Source organism: Shinella sp. HZN7 (assembly GCF_001652565.1).
GTDB classification, from domain to species: Bacteria; Pseudomonadota; Alphaproteobacteria; order Rhizobiales; family Rhizobiaceae; genus Shinella; species Shinella granuli.
On sequence record NZ_CP015736.1, the window covers coordinates 4,329,374 to 4,345,313 of the forward strand.

Below are 15,940 nucleotides of genomic sequence, written 5' to 3' on the forward strand. Positions count from 1 at the left end.
CCATGGGGGGGACGGGTTCCCCTCCGCTCAAACACAATGCCACATCTCAAACAGACAGGGGGGGTGGCGTGTTGCGGCACCCCCTCTTGCGGTAGCTATGCAGGATGAGGGGACGCTCAGTGCGCCTCGTCCCAATTGTGCGCGGCGCGCGCATCCACCTTCAACGGCACCTTCATCGAAAGCGCCGGCAGGGAGGCGTTTTCCATCACGCCGATGATGACGGGGACCGCCTTTTCCACCTCGCCGTCCTCGACCTCGAAGATCAGTTCGTCATGCACCTGCAGCAGCATGCGGGCGGAAAGGCCGGCGGCGGCGAGCGCCGGCTCCATCTTGACCATGGCGCGGCGGATGATGTCGGCAGCCGAGCCCTGGATCGGGGCGTTGATCGCGGCGCGTTCGTTGAAGGCGCGCACCGAGGGATTGGACGACTTGATCTCCGGGTAGTGTGCGCGGCGGCCGAAGATGGTTTCGACATAGCCCTTCTCGCGGGCGAAGGCCTTGGTCTGGTCCATGTAGTCCTTGATGCCCGGGAAGCGCTCGAAATATTTCTTGATGTAGTCGCCGGCCTCCGAGCGCTCGATGGAGAGCTGGTTGGCAAGGCCGAAGGCCGAGATGCCGTAGATGATGCCGAAATTGATCGCCTTGGCGCGGCGGCGGACCTCCGGGGGCATGCCGTCCACCGGGACGCCGAACATTTCGGACGCCGTCATGGCGTGGATGTCGATGCCGTCGGCAAAGGCCTGTTTCAGCTGCGGGATGTCGGCGACATGGGCGAGCACGCGCAGCTCGATCTGGCTGTAGTCGGCCGAGACCAGCTTGTGGCCGGGCGTCGAGATGAAGGCCGTGCGGATCTTGCGGCCTTCCGCCGTGCGCACCGGGATGTTCTGCAGGTTCGGATCCGAGGAGGAGAGGCGGCCGGTCGTCGTGGCGGCGAGCGCGTAGGACGTGTGCACGCGTTTCGTGTCGGGATGCACGAAGCCGGGCAGGGCGTCCGTATAGGTGGATTTCAGCTTGGTGAGCTGGCGCCAGTCGACGATCTTGCGCGGCAGCGGAATGCCCTGGGCGGCAAGATCCTCCAGCACCTGCGCGGAGGTCGACCACTGGCCGGTCTTCGTCTTGGAGGCGCCGGGCAGGCCCATCTTGCCGAACAGGATGTCGCCGAGCTGTTTCGGCGAGCCGATGTTGAAGCGTTCGCCGGCAAGGTCGTAGATCTCCTCCTCAAGGCCGGCGGCGCCCTGTGCGAGTTCCCCGGAAAGGCGGGACAGCACCTGGCGGTCAATGGTGATGCCGCGCTCTTCCATGCGGGCGAGCACCGGCACCAGCGGGCGCTCCAGCCGCTCGTAGACGGTGGTCATGCGCTCGCTTGCAAGGCGCGGCTTCAAGACGTGCCAGAGGCGCAGCGTCACGTCGGCGTCTTCCGCCGCATAGGCCGTGGCGCGGGAAATATCCACCATGTCGAAGGTCTGCGCGCCCTTGCCCGAGCCGGCGACATCCTTGTAGGAAATCGGCTTGTGGCCGAGCCAGCGTTCGGAGAGCGTGTCCATGCCGTGCGTGCCCGCGCCCGCGTCGAGCGCATAGGACATCAGCATCGTATCGTCGAAACCCTTCACGGTGATGCCGTGGCGGCGCATGACGAGGTAATCGTATTTGAGGTTCTGCGCGACCTTCAGGACGGAAGGATCCTCCAGCAGGCTTTTCAGCCGTTCCAGCGCCGGCCGGATCGGGATCTGCCCCTCGGCGAGCCCGCCGCCGAGCAAATCGCCGACGCCGGTCTTGTGGTTGAGCGGCACGTAGCAGGCGCGGATGACGGTGCCCGTCGGGTCCTTGGCATTGTCGGCGATCGCAAGGGAGAAGCCGCAAAGCTCCGCCTGCATGGCGTCGAGCGAGGTCGTCTCGGTGTCGAAGCCGACGAGGCCGGTCTCGCGCGCGGCGGAGATCCAGCGGTCCAGCGTTTCGATGTCCCGCACGGTTTCGTAGCTGGCATGGTCGATGGGGGCGGCCGAAAAGCGTTCGGCGCGGGCCCTGGCGAGCGCCGAGGGCGTGTCGCCATCCGCGCCGGCGGTGGGCAGCAGCGTGGCAGCGGCCTCGGCCGCCGTTTCCTTGCCGTCGAGCACGAGGGCGGGGCCGGCGACGTCGCCCTTGTCGAGGTCCGGGCCATGCGCCTCGGCGCCCCATTCGACCGGCACGTCCGCCGGCGCGATGGCGCCCGCGTCGCACTCGCAGGCTTCGGCGACGCGGCGCGTCAGCGTGGTGAATTCCATCGCCTTCAGGAAGGCGATCAGCCGCGGCCCGTCCTGCGGATGCAGGATCAGGTCGTCGAGCGGCGTGTCGAGCGGCGTATCCGTCTTCAGCGTGACGAGCTGGCGGGAGAGCAGCACGAGCGCGCGGTTGGCGATGATGTTCTCGCGGCGCTTGACCTGCTTGATCTCCTCGGCGCGGGCAAGCAGCGTGTCGAGATCGCCATATTCTTCGAGGAGCTGCGCGGCGGTCTTCGGGCCGATGCCGGGAACGCCCGGGATATTGTCAGTCGAATCGCCGGTCAGCGACTGGAGGTCGATCATCTTTGCCGGCGGCACGCCCCATTTCTCGACGACTTCCGGAATGGAGATCTGCTTGTCCTTCATGCCGTCATACATCGAGACGTTCTCGGTCACGAGCTGCATGAGGTCCTTGTCGGAGGAGACGATGGTGACATCCGCGCCGTCCGCCTCCGCAAGGCGGGCATAGGTGGCGATCAGGTCGTCGGCCTCGAAGCCTTCCTTCTCGATGCAGGGCAGGTTGAAGGCGCGCGTCGCGTGGCGGATCAGGCCGAACTGCGGGATCAGGTCCTCGGGCGGTGCCGTGCGGTTCGCCTTGTACTGGTCGTAGAGGTCGTTGCGGAAGGTCTTCGAGGAATAGTCGAAGATGACGGCGAAATGGGTCGGCGTCACGCCCACATCGGTGTTGCGCGCATCCTTCAGGAGCTTCCACAGCATGTTGCAGAAACCCGAGACGGCATTGACCGGCAGCCCGTCCGATTTGCGGTTGAGCGGCGGGATGGCGTGGAAGGCGCGGAAGATGAAGCCCGAGCCGTCGACGAGGAAGAGATGATCACCTTTTTTCATGGGGTGAATGGATAGCGCGGGCGGCTTTCCGCGTCCATCTTTCATTGCGGGCAAACAGGCCTTTCCAGGGGCCGGAAAGCCTCACACGAACGTTACCGATTTGTAATTTTCCCGGGCGCCTGAAACCCTTGAAAAGCCACATTCGAACCCACAGATATTGATCATCGGCACCTGATCAAAGCCGTTGTCTGGCACCCGGCCTGTCCCCCGCCGCGCCAGACAAAGGACAAAGGCCTCATCCCCCTCTCCGGGCCTTTGTCCATCATTCGAAGAAGCCGCCGCGACAAGCCTCCTGTCGTCGGCGGCTTCTCGTTTCTGGGGCCGCGCTGATGAATGGGGGAGCGCAGGAAGACATGGCCTCTCCCGGTCGCCAAAGCATCGCCTGCGATCCATTGTCTTCCGCCGAAAACCGGCTTAGCTTTCGCTCCATGGAATTTGACCGGAAGGAGTCGGCAGCGTACCTCGCCAATCTCCTGGCGAAGGCGGCGTCCCGCGCCCTTCAGGCACGGGCGGACGGGGCCGGTTTCGCACCCGGCCAGTTCCCGGTCCTCCTGGAACTGTGGAGCGGCGACGGCCTCACCCAGCGCGAGCTTCTCGACCGGCTCGACATCGAGCAGGCAACCATGGCCAACACGCTTGCCCGCATGCAGCGCGACGGGCTCATCTCCCGCCGGCGCCACCCGAAGGACAAGCGGGCCCAGCTCGTCTTCCTGACGAGCCGCGGCAAGGCGCTGCGCGAGACCGCGATGGCGGCCGCCTCGGCCACCGAGGACACGCTCTTCCGGGGCTTCCGGCGCTTCGAGCGGGAGCTGCTTCTGGAATATATGCGCATGGTGCTCGCCAATCTCGGCCGCGATCCACGCCTCTGATCGTCATACGATTTGCCCTGACCGAGCCGATCGGTCTAATGTCGCGCCGAAATTCATTTGATTTGCTGCATGTTGCACCGCAAGAGCGCGCCCGCACCATGTCCTGGGGGTTCATCCATGACCAACATCCTGCCCGTCCTCGATCGCGCCAGCGCCGGCATTCCGGCCAGCCTCGAACGCCTGTTCGAGCTCGTGCGCATCAAGTCCATCTCCACCGATCCGGCCTTCAAGGCCGAGTGCCGCCGGGCGGCCGAGTGGCTGGTCACGGAACTGCGCTCGCTCGGCTTCGACGCGACGGTGCGCGATACGCCCGGCCATCCGATGGTCGTCGCCCATCACGACGGCGCCAGGCCCGATGCGCCGCATGTGCTCTTCTACGGTCATTACGACGTCCAGCCGGTCGACCCGCTGAACCTCTGGGACCACGATCCCTTCGAGCCGGCGGTGCGCGATGCCGGCGAGGGCCGGCGCATCATCACCGGCCGCGGCACGTCGGACGACAAGGGTCAGCTCCTGACCTTCGTGGAAGCCTGCCGCGCCTACAAGGAAACGGCGGGCAGCCTGCCCTGCCGCGTCACCATCCTCTTCGAGGGCGAGGAGGAATCCGGTTCGCCTTCGCTCAAGCCGTTCCTGGAGGCCAATGCCGCGGAATTGACGGCCGACTTCGCCCTCGTCTGCGATACCAGCATGTGGGATGCCGACACGCCGGCCATCTCCGCGGGCCTGCGCGGCCTCGTCGGCGAGGAGATCGTCATCAAGGCGGCCGACCGGGACCTGCATTCGGGCTATTTCGGCGGGGCTGCGGCAAACCCGATCCACATCCTGTCGGACATCCTCGCCGGCCTGCACGACGAGACCGGCCGCGTGACGCTCGACGGCTTCTATGACGGCGTCGAGGAAACCCCGACGCAGATCAAGGCGGCCTGGGACAAGCTCGGCAGTTCGGCCGAGAGTTTTCTGGGCGAGATCGGCCTGTCGATCCCCTCGGGCGAAAAGGGCCGGTCCGTGCTGGAGCTCACCTGGGCGCGCCCGACCGCCGAGGTCAACGGCATCACCGGCGGCTATACGGGCGAGGGCTTCAAGACGGTGATCGCCGCCGAAGCCTCGGCAAAGGTCTCCTTCCGCCTCGTCGGCAAGCAGGATCCGGCGAAGATCCGCGATGCGTTCCGTACCTATGTGCGTGGAAAAATCCCGGCGGACTGCTCGGTGACGTTCCATGCCCATGGCGGCTCGCCGGCCATCCAGCTTCCCTACGATTCCGCCCTGCTCGGCAAGGCGAAGAACGCGCTGTCCGACGAATGGCCGAAGCCCGCCGTCGTCATCGGCATGGGCGGCTCCATCCCGATCGTTGGCGATTTCCAGAAGATGCTGGGCATGGAATCCTTGCTCGTCGGCTTTGCGCTGTCGGACGACCGCATCCATTCGCCGAACGAGAAATACGAGCTGCGCTCCTTCGAAAAGGGCATCCGCTCGTGGGTGCGCATTCTTTCGGCGCTCGCGGCGCGCTGACGCAGATGTGATGAGATGGGAGGCCAGCATTAACCGGACGGAACGGAAATGCTGGTTTCCTCAAAAACAAGGACCGCGCGCGGACAGGCGACGACGGTCCGGACACGGGGAAAGGGTGAGAATGGCATCAGGAAAGATTGCGAGAACACCTCGCTGCTCGGGCTATGGGGCGCCGGGAGCAGGGGGGAAGGCAGGATGAAGCGGCTGAAAAAGTTCTTCTGGCCGCTCGTCAGCACCGCCGCGATCATCCTGTCGGTCTATATCCTCTACAAGGACCTTCGCGGCCTGTCGCTCGACGAGTTCATGGCGAGCCTGCATGCCATTCCGGTCTCCGGCTGGCTGCTGGCCTGCGGCGCCACGCTCGTCGCCTATGCGGCGCTCGCCGCCTACGACCACCTGGCGCTCGAACATCTCGGCCATCGCATCTCGCTGTGGTTCATCACCATCACCTCCTTCACCACCTATGCGCTGTCGCACAATATCGGCGCCTCGGTGTTCTCCGGCGCGCTGGTGCGCTACCGCGCCTATACGTCTAAGGGACTGACCGGATCGGAGGTGGGCGTCCTCGTCGCCTTCTGCTCCTTCACCTTCGCGCTCGGCACGGTCGTGCTGTTCGGCCTGGTACTGGTGCTGGAGCCGGAGATCGTCGGGCGGTTCGCCGAGTTCCTGCCGATCGAGGCGGCGTTCTCGACCGGTGTCTTCATCCTGGCGCTGGTCGCGCTCTATGTGGTCGGCAGCCTCGTCGGCTTCCGGCCGATCAACACGCGCTGGCTGAGGCTGGAATATCCCAAACCCTCGCTCGTCTTCCGCCAGCTCATCATCGCGCCCATCGAGCTGATCGGCGCGGCGGCGATCATCTATTTCGTGCTGCCGGTGGAGGGCAATCCGGGCTTCTTCGTCGTGCTCGGCATCTTCCTCGCCTCCTTCTCGGTGGCGCTGCTCTCCCACGCGCCGGGCGGCATCGGCGTCCTGGAACTCGTCTTCATCGCCGGCCTGCCGGACATGGATCCGGCGGCGGTGCTGGCCGCGCTCGCCGTCTTCCGGCTGTTCTACCTGATCATCCCGTTCATCATGGCGCTGGTGGTCATTCTCGTCTTCGAACGGCAGCGTTTCCTCAGCCGGCTGGGCAATGGCGAGGATTGAGACGTGGAGAAGTTCGGTTCATCTTGCATTCAGTCGAATTGTTTCATGCTGTCATCCGTCTTGATCACTGTAAAACAGTGACTATCCAAGGGAGATCGACATGAAGACAACGATCAAGGGCGGTATTGCCGCCGCCATGGCCGTCGCCATGTTCGCCACGACATTCGTATCCGCACCGGCCTTCGCCATGCCGATGCCGAAGGTCGGCGCTTCTCAGGCGAGCGATGTGCAGGAGGTGCAGTGGCGTCGCGAGCGTCGTGGCTGGCACAATGGCCATCGCGGCTATCGCTACGAGCGTCGCGGCTATCGCCGGCACTCGGACGGCTGGTGGTATCCGCTGGCCGCCTTCGGTGCGGGCGCGATCATCGGCGGCGCGATCGCCAATGACGGCTACGCCCAGCCGCGCTACGAGGGCATCAATCCGCGCCACACCGAATGGTGCTATGCGCGCTATCGCTCGTACCGGGCCTATGACAACACGTTCCAGCCCAACTATGGCGCCCGCCGCCAGTGCCTCTCGCCTTACTATTGAGGTGATTTTACGGGCGGCCCGCAAGGCCGCCCGATCTTTCTCTCAAATCCCCCTCAAACTGTCGCCCGCCTGTTCACCGGTTCTTAACGACCCCTTAAATCGCCGCATTTAAGGTCCACCGGACGGTGATCTTTTCGAGGGTGTATCCGACCGCTTATGGCAGCCAATCGCAAATCCCAGCGCATCGAACCGTCCTTCCGGGGATCGGGAGGGCACGACGACGAGGATGATTTCCACGTCGGCGCGGGAGATCGCGTGGCAGGCGGCGGCCGCAAGGGGCGCGGCAAGCCGCAGAGGGCCGAGCGGCCGAGGCGAGGTTCCGGCGGGCGCCGGCAGGCGGGCGGCGGCGGTTTCTTCGGCCTCTTCCGCCGGCTCTTCTACTGGTGCGTCGTGCTCGGCATCTGGGGCGCCATCGGCGTCGGCGGCCTCGTCCTCTACTACGGCGCACGCATGCCGAGCGCCACGAGCTGGTCGATCCCCGATCGGCCGCCGAACATCAAGATCCTCGCGGTCAGCGGCGAGGCCATCGCCAATCGCGGCGCGACAGGCGGCGAGGCGCTGTCGCTGGAGAACATGTCGCCCTATATCCCGCAAGCCGTCATCGCCATCGAGGACCGGCGCTTCTATTCGCATTTCGGCATCGATCCGCTCGGCCTTGCCCGCGCCATGCTCACCAACATCACCACCGGCCGCATGGTGCAGGGCGGCTCGACGCTGACCCAGCAGCTCGCCAAGAACATGTTCCTCTCGCCGGAGCGCACGCTGGAGCGCAAGGTTCAGGAAGTTCTGCTCGCCTTCTGGCTGGAGCACAAATATTCCAAGGACCAGATCCTGGCGATGTATCTCAACCGCGTCTTCTTCGGCTCGAATTCCTACGGCGTCGAGGCCGCGGCGCGGCGCTACTTCAACAAGTCGGCGCGGGACGTCAATCTCGGCGAGGCCGCCCTCCTCGCCGGCCTCCTGAAGGCGCCCTCGCGCCTCTCCCCGGCGCGCGACCCCGAGGCGGCGGAAGCGCGTGCGCAGATCGTGCTCGGCGCGATGCGCGAAGAGGGCTTCGTCACCGACACCGAGATCAAGACTGCCATGTCGCAGACGCCGGCGCGGGCGAAGAGCTACTGGTCCGGCGCCCAGCATTATGCCGCCGACATGGTCATGGCCCAGCTGCCGGGCATGATCGGCGACATCACCGAAGACCTCGTCATCGACACGACGATCGACCTCGACCTCGAGAAGAAGGCCGACGCGGCGATCACCGCGCTCCTCGACAAGGAGGGCGAAAAGTCGAACGCCTCACAGGCCGCCCTCGTCTCGATCGATGGCACCGGCGCCATCCGGGCCCTCGTCGGCGGGCGGGACTATGCGGAAAGCCAGTTCGACCGCGCCTCCAAGGCCAAGCGCCAGCCGGGCTCCGCCTTCAAGCCCTTCGTCTATGCGGCGGCGCTGGAAGCCGGCCGCTCGCCGCTTTCCGTGCGCAACGACGCGCCGGTCAGGATCGGCAAGTGGACGCCGGAGAACTACGACCAGAAGTATCGCGGCGAGGTGACGCTCTCCTCCGCGCTCGCCCAGTCGCTGAACACGATCGCCGCCCAGCTCGTCATGGAGGTCGGCCCGAACGACGTCATAAAACTCGCCCGCAGGCTCGGCATCGAATCGGAGCTTCAGTCGAACGCCTCGATCGCGCTCGGCACGTCGGAGGTGACGCTGGTCGAGCTGACCGCCGCCTACGCCCCCTTCATGAACGGCGGCTACAAGGCGACGCCGCACATCATCCGCCGCATTTCGACGGCCGACGGCCGGGTGCTCTACGAGAATACCTACGACAACCCGCCGCGCGTGCTGGAGCCTGGCATCGTCTCCCAGATGAACGGCATGATGATGCGCGTCATCACCGAGGGCACCGGCAAGAATGCCCGCATTCCCGGCTGGCCGGCGGCCGGCAAGTCGGGCACGACGCAGTCCTTCCGCGACGCGCTTTTCGTCGGCTACACCAGCAACCTGACGACCGGCGTCTGGTTCGGCAACGACGACGGCAAGTCGATGAAGAAGGTGACGGGCGGCGGGCTTCCCGCGAAGGCCTGGAGCCAGTTCATGACCGCCGCCCATGAGGGCCTTGCGCCTTCGCCGCTCTTCGGCACGGCTGGCGGAGATCCTGTCGTGGACGGGACGGAACCGGCCCCGGAAGGCGACCAGCTCTTCGACATCATCTCCCGCACGCTGGGCAACGAGCCCGCCCGCGACGGGCAGGCGGTGGCGAACGGCGAGACGGGCACCGTTCCGCTCGACGACGGCCTTACGCCGCCCGCAGACGTCGGCCAGCAGGGACAGACCGGCACGCGCCGGACGACGCTCCTCGACGTGCTGCTGGGGGGCTGACGGTCGCGTTCATCCGAAGGCGATGACGGCATTTTCCGGCTCCCTCGGATGATCGATCCAGATCCGAATGCGCGTTTTGACGGGGGGCACCGATACGCTGGCAAACTCCGGCTCGTTGGCATCGAAGAAGACAAGCCTTTTGTCGGGCGTGTCGAGAAACCCGTCGAATGTCGGTGGCGTCGACATGGTTATTTCCGAAGCTTCTACAACGGAAAAACTGGTGTCGCCATCATTTCAATATGTGCATGGAATACTGATGCAATCGGGAGCAGACGGAATGAATTTTTTTCCTGAGATTGTAAGGAATGTCGCGTATATCCCGGTTTGCCAGATAAATTCTGCTGTATTAAGGCAGTGATGCTGAAGCGAAGAGTAGCTATCCTAAGGTGTTCCACCTCCTTTGAGCAGCATCTTCTCGCCAAGCGTGCCTTTCTGTCTCCAAGAGATAATAAACATGTTATGGTTCGAAGCAGTCATAACGTCATACCATTTATAGAAATATTCTATAGATTAAATGTAATTTGCAATAGTGCTGCCGCAGCACATTACTAGATTTCTTATCCCCAAGCAATAACGACATTTGAAGGCTCAATTGGATGATCGAGCCAAATGCGGATTCGCGTTTTTGTTGATGGAACTGTTGTGCTGACGTACTCAGATACTGTTGCGCCAAAAACAATAAGCCGCCTGTGTGAAGTTTTGAGAAATCCATCAAATGCCGGTTCGGCTGTTTCATTCAGCTCATCGAACGGGCCGAAAGTGACATTCGTGTCTCCATGATTCCAGTCATAGGCAGGAACGTTTATACACTGAGGCGATGCAAAGATTCCCTGTCGATCCATGTGCATTGGAATATCGACACCGGTGCGGCCGGCGATATAGATGCTAAGATATTCTGGAGCGATTGTAAGCGTTTCAACAGACATGACCTCAATAGCTTCCCTTTGATATCAAGCCGCCTTGTGATTTTCCGCACCACCAGCAGTGTGGATAAATCCTGCTAGGTTTGCCCAACGATTTTGGCACCTGATGGTCGCCGACAAAATGGCCCTGTGGCGTTCCCGACGTCTTTGTACCACACCAATGACATCCGTACGCCCGGCCTATGCGATCAATATCCGCCTGCTCCGCTCTGGTAAGCCGCTTATTGGTTGCTGGTGCGGCAATTCACTCCTTTGCAAACGGCCCGATACCGGTCCGAGGTAATTTTAACTGGAGCGCTCGGAGCATCGCCTCCTGTGCCGTTGCTTCGTTGGCCCGTATCAGTCCCTCAACCGTTTCGTATACGTGCGGCGTCGGTTTCCAGTTCGGTTCGCGCCTGTGAATGCCCCGCAGTGCCTCCTGCATTCGGCCGACGCTGACCGCCAAGCGCGCCTCCTGCGAGGGCGTCACGGCCTGCCATCTCCCGAGGATACGGATCTGTCCTCCGCCGCGAGGTCCTCGACGGCTGACGAGGATTGGCCGGACGCCGGAACCTTCGTCGACCCATTGCCCGCCGTCGGGATTGCCTGCGGGGACACGCGGTTGGTCGGCGCGGAAGCCGGCCTTTAGTCGAAGAGAGAAGGCCAGCGCGCGGATTTCGACTGTTATCGCCGCATATCGGTAGCTTGATTGTAAAAAGCTTGGTTCGGTAGGGTCCGTCGAGATCATTGCCACACAATCCGCTCGCTATTCAGTCGGAAAAGTGTGCGCGCGTTGGCGGCGACGGGGATAAATTAACCTCAAGAAAAATTTTACACTGCGTACAAGTGAAGGAAAATATTATATGTTTCCTTCCGTCGCTCTCTATTCGACGCCTCCGTTCATGCCGGATGTTCTACATTTCCGGGCCTTAGGATCCCATCTCTCCGGGAGCCGCCAAGACCTCGATCCGTTGCTTGAAACACCGGAGAGGATTGTGGTTGATTGCGGGTTGCGAGGGCGGTACACCAAATCCATCGGACGCGCTGATTTTGCGAGCTTTGCGGCCCGGCAATGTCTTGCAGTCGTCTGGAGGGCTCCTTATATACGCCGCAAGGCAGGGCTGCGGCCCATGCTTTCGTGAAGACCATACCATTAGGGGCTGCCAATCGAATGCCTGAATGGGTTCCGGCAGTTCGCTTCAAGGAGAGAATGACATGGCTAAAGTAATCGGTATCGACCTCGGGACGACCAATTCCTGCGTCGCCGTCATGGATGGCAAGGACGCGAAAGTTATCGAAAATGCCGAAGGCGCGCGCACGACGCCTTCCATGGTCGCCTTCACCGAAGACGGTGAGCGGCTGACCGGCCAGCCGGCCAAGCGCCAGGCGGTCACCAATCCGGAAAACACCCTCTTCGCCGTCAAGCGCCTCATCGGCCGCCGCTACGACGACAAGCTCGTCGAGAAGGACAAGGGCCTCGTTCCCTACAAGATCGTCAAGGGCGACAATGGCGATGCCTGGGTCGATGCCCGCGGCAAGGGTTATTCCCCCTCGCAGATCTCCGCGATGATCCTTCAGAAGATGAAGGAAACCGCCGAATCCTACCTCGGCGAGACCGTCACCCAGGCCGTCATCACGGTTCCGGCCTACTTCAACGACGCGCAGCGCCAGGCGACCAAGGACGCCGGCAAGATCGCGGGTCTTGAAGTGCTGCGCATCATCAACGAGCCGACGGCCGCCGCGCTCGCCTACGGCCTCGACAAGAAGGACGGCAAGACCATCGCCGTCTACGACCTTGGCGGCGGCACGTTCGACATCTCGGTGCTGGAGATCGGCGACGGCGTCTTCGAAGTGAAGTCGACCAACGGCGACACCTTCCTCGGCGGTGAAGACTTCGACATGCGTCTGGTCAACTACCTCGCCGACGAGTTCAAGAAGGACCAGGGCGTCGACCTGAAGAACGACAAGCTCGCCCTTCAGCGCCTCAAGGAAGCCGCCGAGAAGGCCAAGATCGAGCTCTCGTCCTCGCAGCAGACCGAGATCAACCTGCCGTTCATCACGGCGGATGCGACCGGTCCGAAGCACCTGACGATGAAGCTGACCCGCGCCAAGTTCGAAGCGCTCGTCGACGATCTCATCCAGCGCACCGTCGCGCCCTGCAAGGCAGCCCTCAAGGATGCCGGCGTTTCGGCAGCCGAGATCGACGAAGTCGTTCTCGTCGGCGGCATGAGCCGCATGCCGAAGGTGCAGGAAACCGTCAAGCAGCTCTTCGGCAAGGAGCCGCACAAGGGCGTCAACCCGGATGAAGTGGTCGCCATGGGCGCCGCCATCCAGGCCGGCGTTCTGCAGGGCGACGTCAAGGACGTCCTGCTCCTCGACGTGACCCCGCTGTCGCTGGGCATCGAAACGCTGGGCGGCGTCTTCACCCGTCTGATCGAGCGCAACACGACGATCCCGACGAAGAAGAGCCAGACCTTCTCGACTGCTGAGGACAACCAGTCGGCCGTGACCATCCGCGTCTCGCAGGGCGAGCGCGAAATGGCGGCGGACAACAAGCTGCTCGGCCAGTTCGACCTCGTCGGCATTCCGCCGGCCCCGCGCGGCATGCCGCAGATCGAAGTCACCTTCGACATCGACGCCAACGGCATCGTGCAGGTCTCGGCCAAGGACAAGGGCACCGGCAAGGAGCACCAGATCCGCATCCAGGCCTCCGGCGGTCTTTCCGACGCGGACATCGAGAAGATGGTCAAGGATGCCGAGGCCAATGCCGAGGCCGACAAGAAGCGCCGCGAGGGCGTCGAGGCGAAGAACCAGGCCGAAAGCCTGATCCACTCCTCGGAAAAGTCGCTGAAGGAATATGGCGACAAGGTTTCCGAGGCCGACCGCAAGGCCATCGAGGACGCCATCGCCGCGCTGAAGACCGCCGTCGAGGCCTCCGAGCCCGATGCGGACGACATCAAGGCGAAGACCAACACGCTCATGGAAGTCTCCATGAAGCTCGGTCAGGCGATCTACGAGGCCCAGCAGGCCGAGGAGAACGCTTCTTCTGCCTCGGGCGAGGCCGGCGACAATGTCGTCGACGCCGACTACGAGGAAGTCAAGGACGAGGACGACCGCAAGAAGTCGGCCTGAGCCTCCTGAACTGCCGGCCGCGCTCTCTCGCGGCCGGTGCAACGGATAGCGAGAAGGCGGAAGTCAGCGCGAAGGGAAAAAGACAAGATGATCACTCCCGTTTACCGCGGCGACGATGTCTTGGCTTTTCCTTCGCTCCGGCTTCCGCCTTTTGCATGCGCGCTTTTCAGGCATGCAGGCTAAGGCAAGCTTCCAGGTCCATAACAAGAAGACCGTTCCCGAGAAACGGACGTGAACCCGAATGGCAAAAGCTGATTTTTACGAGACGCTGGGTGTTTCCAAGAGCGCCGACGAGAAGGAGCTGAAGAGCGCCTTCCGCAAGATGGCGATGAAGTACCACCCGGACAAGAATCCGGGCGATGCCTCCGCCGAGCAGAAGTTCAAGGATGTCAACGAGGCGTATGACACGCTCAAGGACCCGCAGAAGCGCGCGGCCTACGACCGTTACGGCCATGCGGCCTTCGAGCAGGGCGGCATGGGCGGCGGCTTCGGCGGCGGCGGTTTCCAGGGCGGCGGCTTCTCCGACATCTTCGAGGACATTTTCGGCGAGATGATGGGCGGCGGGCGCCAGCGGCGCTCGTCCGGCGGCCGCGAGCGCGGCGGCGACCTGCGCTACAACATGGAGATCTCGCTGGAAGAGGCCTATGCCGGCAAGACCGCGCAGATCCGCGTGCCGACGTCGATCACCTGCGACGTCTGTTCCGGGTCCGGCGCCAAGCCCGGCACCAGCCCGAAGACCTGCGCCACCTGCCAGGGCTCCGGCCGCGTGCGCGCCGCACAGGGTTTCTTCTCGATCGAGCGCACCTGCCCGACCTGCCACGGCCGCGGCCAGACGATCAGCGATCCCTGCACCAAGTGCCACGGCCATGGCCGCGTCACGGAAGAGCGCTCGCTGTCGGTCAACATCCCCTCGGGCATCGAGGACGGCACGCGCATCCGGCTCTCCGGCGAAGGCGAGGCGGGCGTGCGCGGGGGACCTGCGGGCGACCTCTACATCTTCCTGTCGGTGAAGCCGCACGAGTTCTACCAGCGCGACGGGGCGGATCTCTACTGCACCGTGCCGATCTCGATGACGACGGCAGCGCTCGGCGGCACCTTCGACGTGGCGACGCTCGACGGCACCAAGTCGCGCGTCTCTGTGCCCGAGGGCACCCAGGCCGGCCGCCAGTTCCGCCTCAAGGGCAAGGGCATGCCGGTGCTGCGCTCCACGCAGGTCGGTGATCTCTACATCCAGATCCAGATCGAGACGCCGCAGAAGCTGACGAAGCGCCAGCGCGAGCTGCTCAAGGAATTCGAGGAGATCTCCTCGAAGGACAACAACCCGGAATCCGCTGGCTTCTTCGCGCGGATGAAGGAATTCTTCGAGGGCTGACCGCTCTCGTGAACAAACGTCACCCCAAGCACTCCGTCATCCTCGGGCTTGACCCGAGGATCCATTTTTCAATGGGTTGTGGACGACCATGACAGAGGAGAGTTTGGCGGATTTTGTCAGCAGCCGGAAGCCGGGATGGAGACATCCCGGCTTTCCTGTTTCGTGAAACGGGAGCCTGCGTGTCAGCCCGCCGCCCGCAGCAGCGTCAACCGGCCGTCCGCATCGGCTTGCGTGCTGACGCCCTCGTAGCTCTGCAGCGTCGGATGGCCGGTCTCGATGGGGTGATGGTGCGTCGCCGTCATCACCACGACATGGGCGCCGGCGCCCTCGCCGGCAAGAATGCCCGCCGGCACGTCCTCGAAGACGAGGCAATCGGCCGGGTCGAAGCCGAGCCGCTCGGCACCGAGCCGGTAGCCGTCCGGTGCCGGCTTGCCGCGCGTCACGTCGTCGGCCGTCACGATGACCGCGGGCAGCGGAATGCCGGCGGCGGCGAGGCGGCGATGGGCGAGCGCCACCGGCGCCGAGGTGACGATGCCCCAGCGGCCGGCCGGCAGGGCGGACAGGAAGGCGATCGCGCCCGGGATCGGCAGCACGCCCTCGACATCCTCCATTTCCTCGCGCTCGACCTCCTTGGCCTCGGCGACGGGATCGACGCCCGGCAGGCCGAGCCGCGTGATCGTGTCGATGCCGCGCACGCCATGCATGGTCGGCAGGAAGGTCGCCACGTCCAGCCCGTGCTTCAGCGCCCAGCGCGTCCAGACGCGCTCGGTGGCCGGAATGGAGTTGATGATCGTGCCGTCCATGTCGAAGAGGAAGGCGGAGAACGAACGGTCGAAGACGGGAAGGAAAGAGGACAAGGCAAGGACCTGCGGACTGGGAGAGGGGAGGATGCGAGGCACGGCGGGATGCCCTGGCTTACCTGCTCGCGGCCGGGCAGGCAACCGGCTCGATGCGGGCTTGCGGGACGGGACGGCTTGCATGGTGCCCGGCGCCTGCCCATCTTT

11 protein-coding genes are annotated in these 15,940 nt (G+C 63.9%); 7 read left to right on the top strand and 4 right to left on the bottom strand.

The features are described 5' to 3' along the window. Positions 1–116: 116 nt before the first annotated feature. Positions 117–3,104, bottom strand: coding sequence for a DNA polymerase I (gene polA, locus shn_RS20735; RefSeq protein WP_064332085.1), 2,988 nt, complete (start codon positions 3,102–3,104; stop codon positions 117–119). 428 nt (positions 3,105–3,532) lie between these two features. On the opposite strand from polA, the gene shn_RS20740 reads away from it, so the two are divergent. The 5 genes from shn_RS20740 to shn_RS20760 all read left to right on the top strand — a co-directional run bounded on the left by shn_RS20740 (position 3,533) and on the right by shn_RS20760 (position 9,530). Beyond that, complete coding sequence (locus tag shn_RS20740; protein ID WP_064332086.1) at positions 3,533–3,973, top strand: MarR family winged helix-turn-helix transcriptional regulator; 441 nt, start codon at positions 3,533–3,535, stop codon at positions 3,971–3,973. 117 nt (positions 3,974–4,090) lie between these two features. Then, positions 4,091–5,482 carry a M20/M25/M40 family metallo-hydrolase gene (locus shn_RS20745; RefSeq protein WP_064332087.1) on the top strand — a complete coding sequence of 464 codons (1,392 nt, stop codon included), beginning with the start codon at positions 4,091–4,093 and terminating at the stop codon, positions 5,480–5,482. 195 nt (positions 5,483–5,677) lie between these two features. Beyond that, positions 5,678–6,625 carry a lysylphosphatidylglycerol synthase domain-containing protein gene (locus shn_RS20750; protein WP_064332088.1) on the top strand — a complete coding sequence of 316 codons (948 nt, stop codon included), beginning with the start codon at positions 5,678–5,680 and terminating at the stop codon, positions 6,623–6,625. A gap of 100 nt (positions 6,626–6,725) precedes the next feature. Continuing rightward, positions 6,726–7,157, top strand: a complete 432-nt coding sequence (locus shn_RS20755) for a BA14K family protein (RefSeq protein ID WP_064332089.1) — start codon at positions 6,726–6,728, stop codon at positions 7,155–7,157. Between the two features lie 156 nt (positions 7,158–7,313). Further along, on the top strand, positions 7,314–9,530 hold the full coding sequence (locus shn_RS20760) for a transglycosylase domain-containing protein (RefSeq protein ID WP_064332090.1): 2,217 nt from the start codon (positions 7,314–7,316) through the stop codon (positions 9,528–9,530). Positions 9,531–9,539: 9 nt separating this feature from the next. Here the strand turns inward: shn_RS20760 and shn_RS36480 are convergent, their stop codons facing one another. Both shn_RS36480 and shn_RS35935 read right to left on the bottom strand, forming a co-directional pair. Continuing rightward, positions 9,540–9,716 (bottom strand): hypothetical protein, encoded by a 177-nt coding sequence (locus shn_RS36480; protein WP_168168935.1) that lies wholly within the window; start codon positions 9,714–9,716, stop codon positions 9,540–9,542. Between the two features lie 371 nt (positions 9,717–10,087). Continuing rightward, positions 10,088–10,456, bottom strand: coding sequence for a hypothetical protein (locus tag shn_RS35935; RefSeq protein WP_145925970.1), 369 nt, complete (start codon positions 10,454–10,456; stop codon positions 10,088–10,090). A 1,191-nt stretch (positions 10,457–11,647) separates the two neighbouring features. On the opposite strand from shn_RS35935, the gene dnaK reads away from it, so the two are divergent. Together dnaK and dnaJ are read left to right on the top strand one after the other, a co-directional pair. Next, positions 11,648–13,564, top strand: coding sequence for a molecular chaperone DnaK (gene dnaK / locus shn_RS20770; RefSeq protein ID WP_064332092.1), 1,917 nt, complete (start codon positions 11,648–11,650; stop codon positions 13,562–13,564). Between the two features lie 241 nt (positions 13,565–13,805). Beyond that, complete coding sequence (gene dnaJ, locus shn_RS20775; protein WP_064332093.1) at positions 13,806–14,936, top strand: molecular chaperone DnaJ; 1,131 nt, start codon at positions 13,806–13,808, stop codon at positions 14,934–14,936. 182 nt (positions 14,937–15,118) lie between these two features. Here dnaJ and shn_RS20780 read toward each other — a convergent pair whose 3' ends face one another. Beyond that, entirely contained in the window at positions 15,119–15,739 is a 621-nt protein-coding gene (locus shn_RS20780; RefSeq protein ID WP_245337425.1) for an HAD-IA family hydrolase, read from the bottom strand. Positions 15,740–15,940 lie beyond the last annotated feature (201 nt).

Coding starts and splice junctions, on each gene's coding strand:
- dnaK (WP_064332092.1), top strand. CDS start 11,648: ATGGCTAAAGTAATCGGTATCGACCTCGGGACGACCAATTCCTGCGTC.
- shn_RS20755 (WP_064332089.1), top strand. CDS start 6,726: ATGAAGACAACGATCAAGGGCGGTATTGCCGCCGCCATGGCCGTCGCC.
- shn_RS20750 (WP_064332088.1), top strand. CDS start 5,678: ATGAAGCGGCTGAAAAAGTTCTTCTGGCCGCTCGTCAGCACCGCCGCG.
- shn_RS20745 (WP_064332087.1), top strand. CDS start 4,091: ATGACCAACATCCTGCCCGTCCTCGATCGCGCCAGCGCCGGCATTCCG.
- shn_RS20760 (WP_064332090.1), top strand. CDS start 7,314: ATGGCAGCCAATCGCAAATCCCAGCGCATCGAACCGTCCTTCCGGGGA.
- shn_RS20780 (WP_245337425.1), bottom strand. CDS start 15,739: ATGGACGGCACGATCATCAACTCCATTCCGGCCACCGAGCGCGTCTGG.
- shn_RS35935 (WP_145925970.1), bottom strand. CDS start 10,456: ATGTCTGTTGAAACGCTTACAATCGCTCCAGAATATCTTAGCATCTAT.
- shn_RS36480 (WP_168168935.1), bottom strand. CDS start 9,716: ATGTCGACGCCACCGACATTCGACGGGTTTCTCGACACGCCCGACAAA.
- dnaJ (WP_064332093.1), top strand. CDS start 13,806: ATGGCAAAAGCTGATTTTTACGAGACGCTGGGTGTTTCCAAGAGCGCC.
- shn_RS20740 (WP_064332086.1), top strand. CDS start 3,533: ATGGAATTTGACCGGAAGGAGTCGGCAGCGTACCTCGCCAATCTCCTG.
- polA (WP_064332085.1), bottom strand. CDS start 3,104: ATGAAAAAAGGTGATCATCTCTTCCTCGTCGACGGCTCGGGCTTCATC.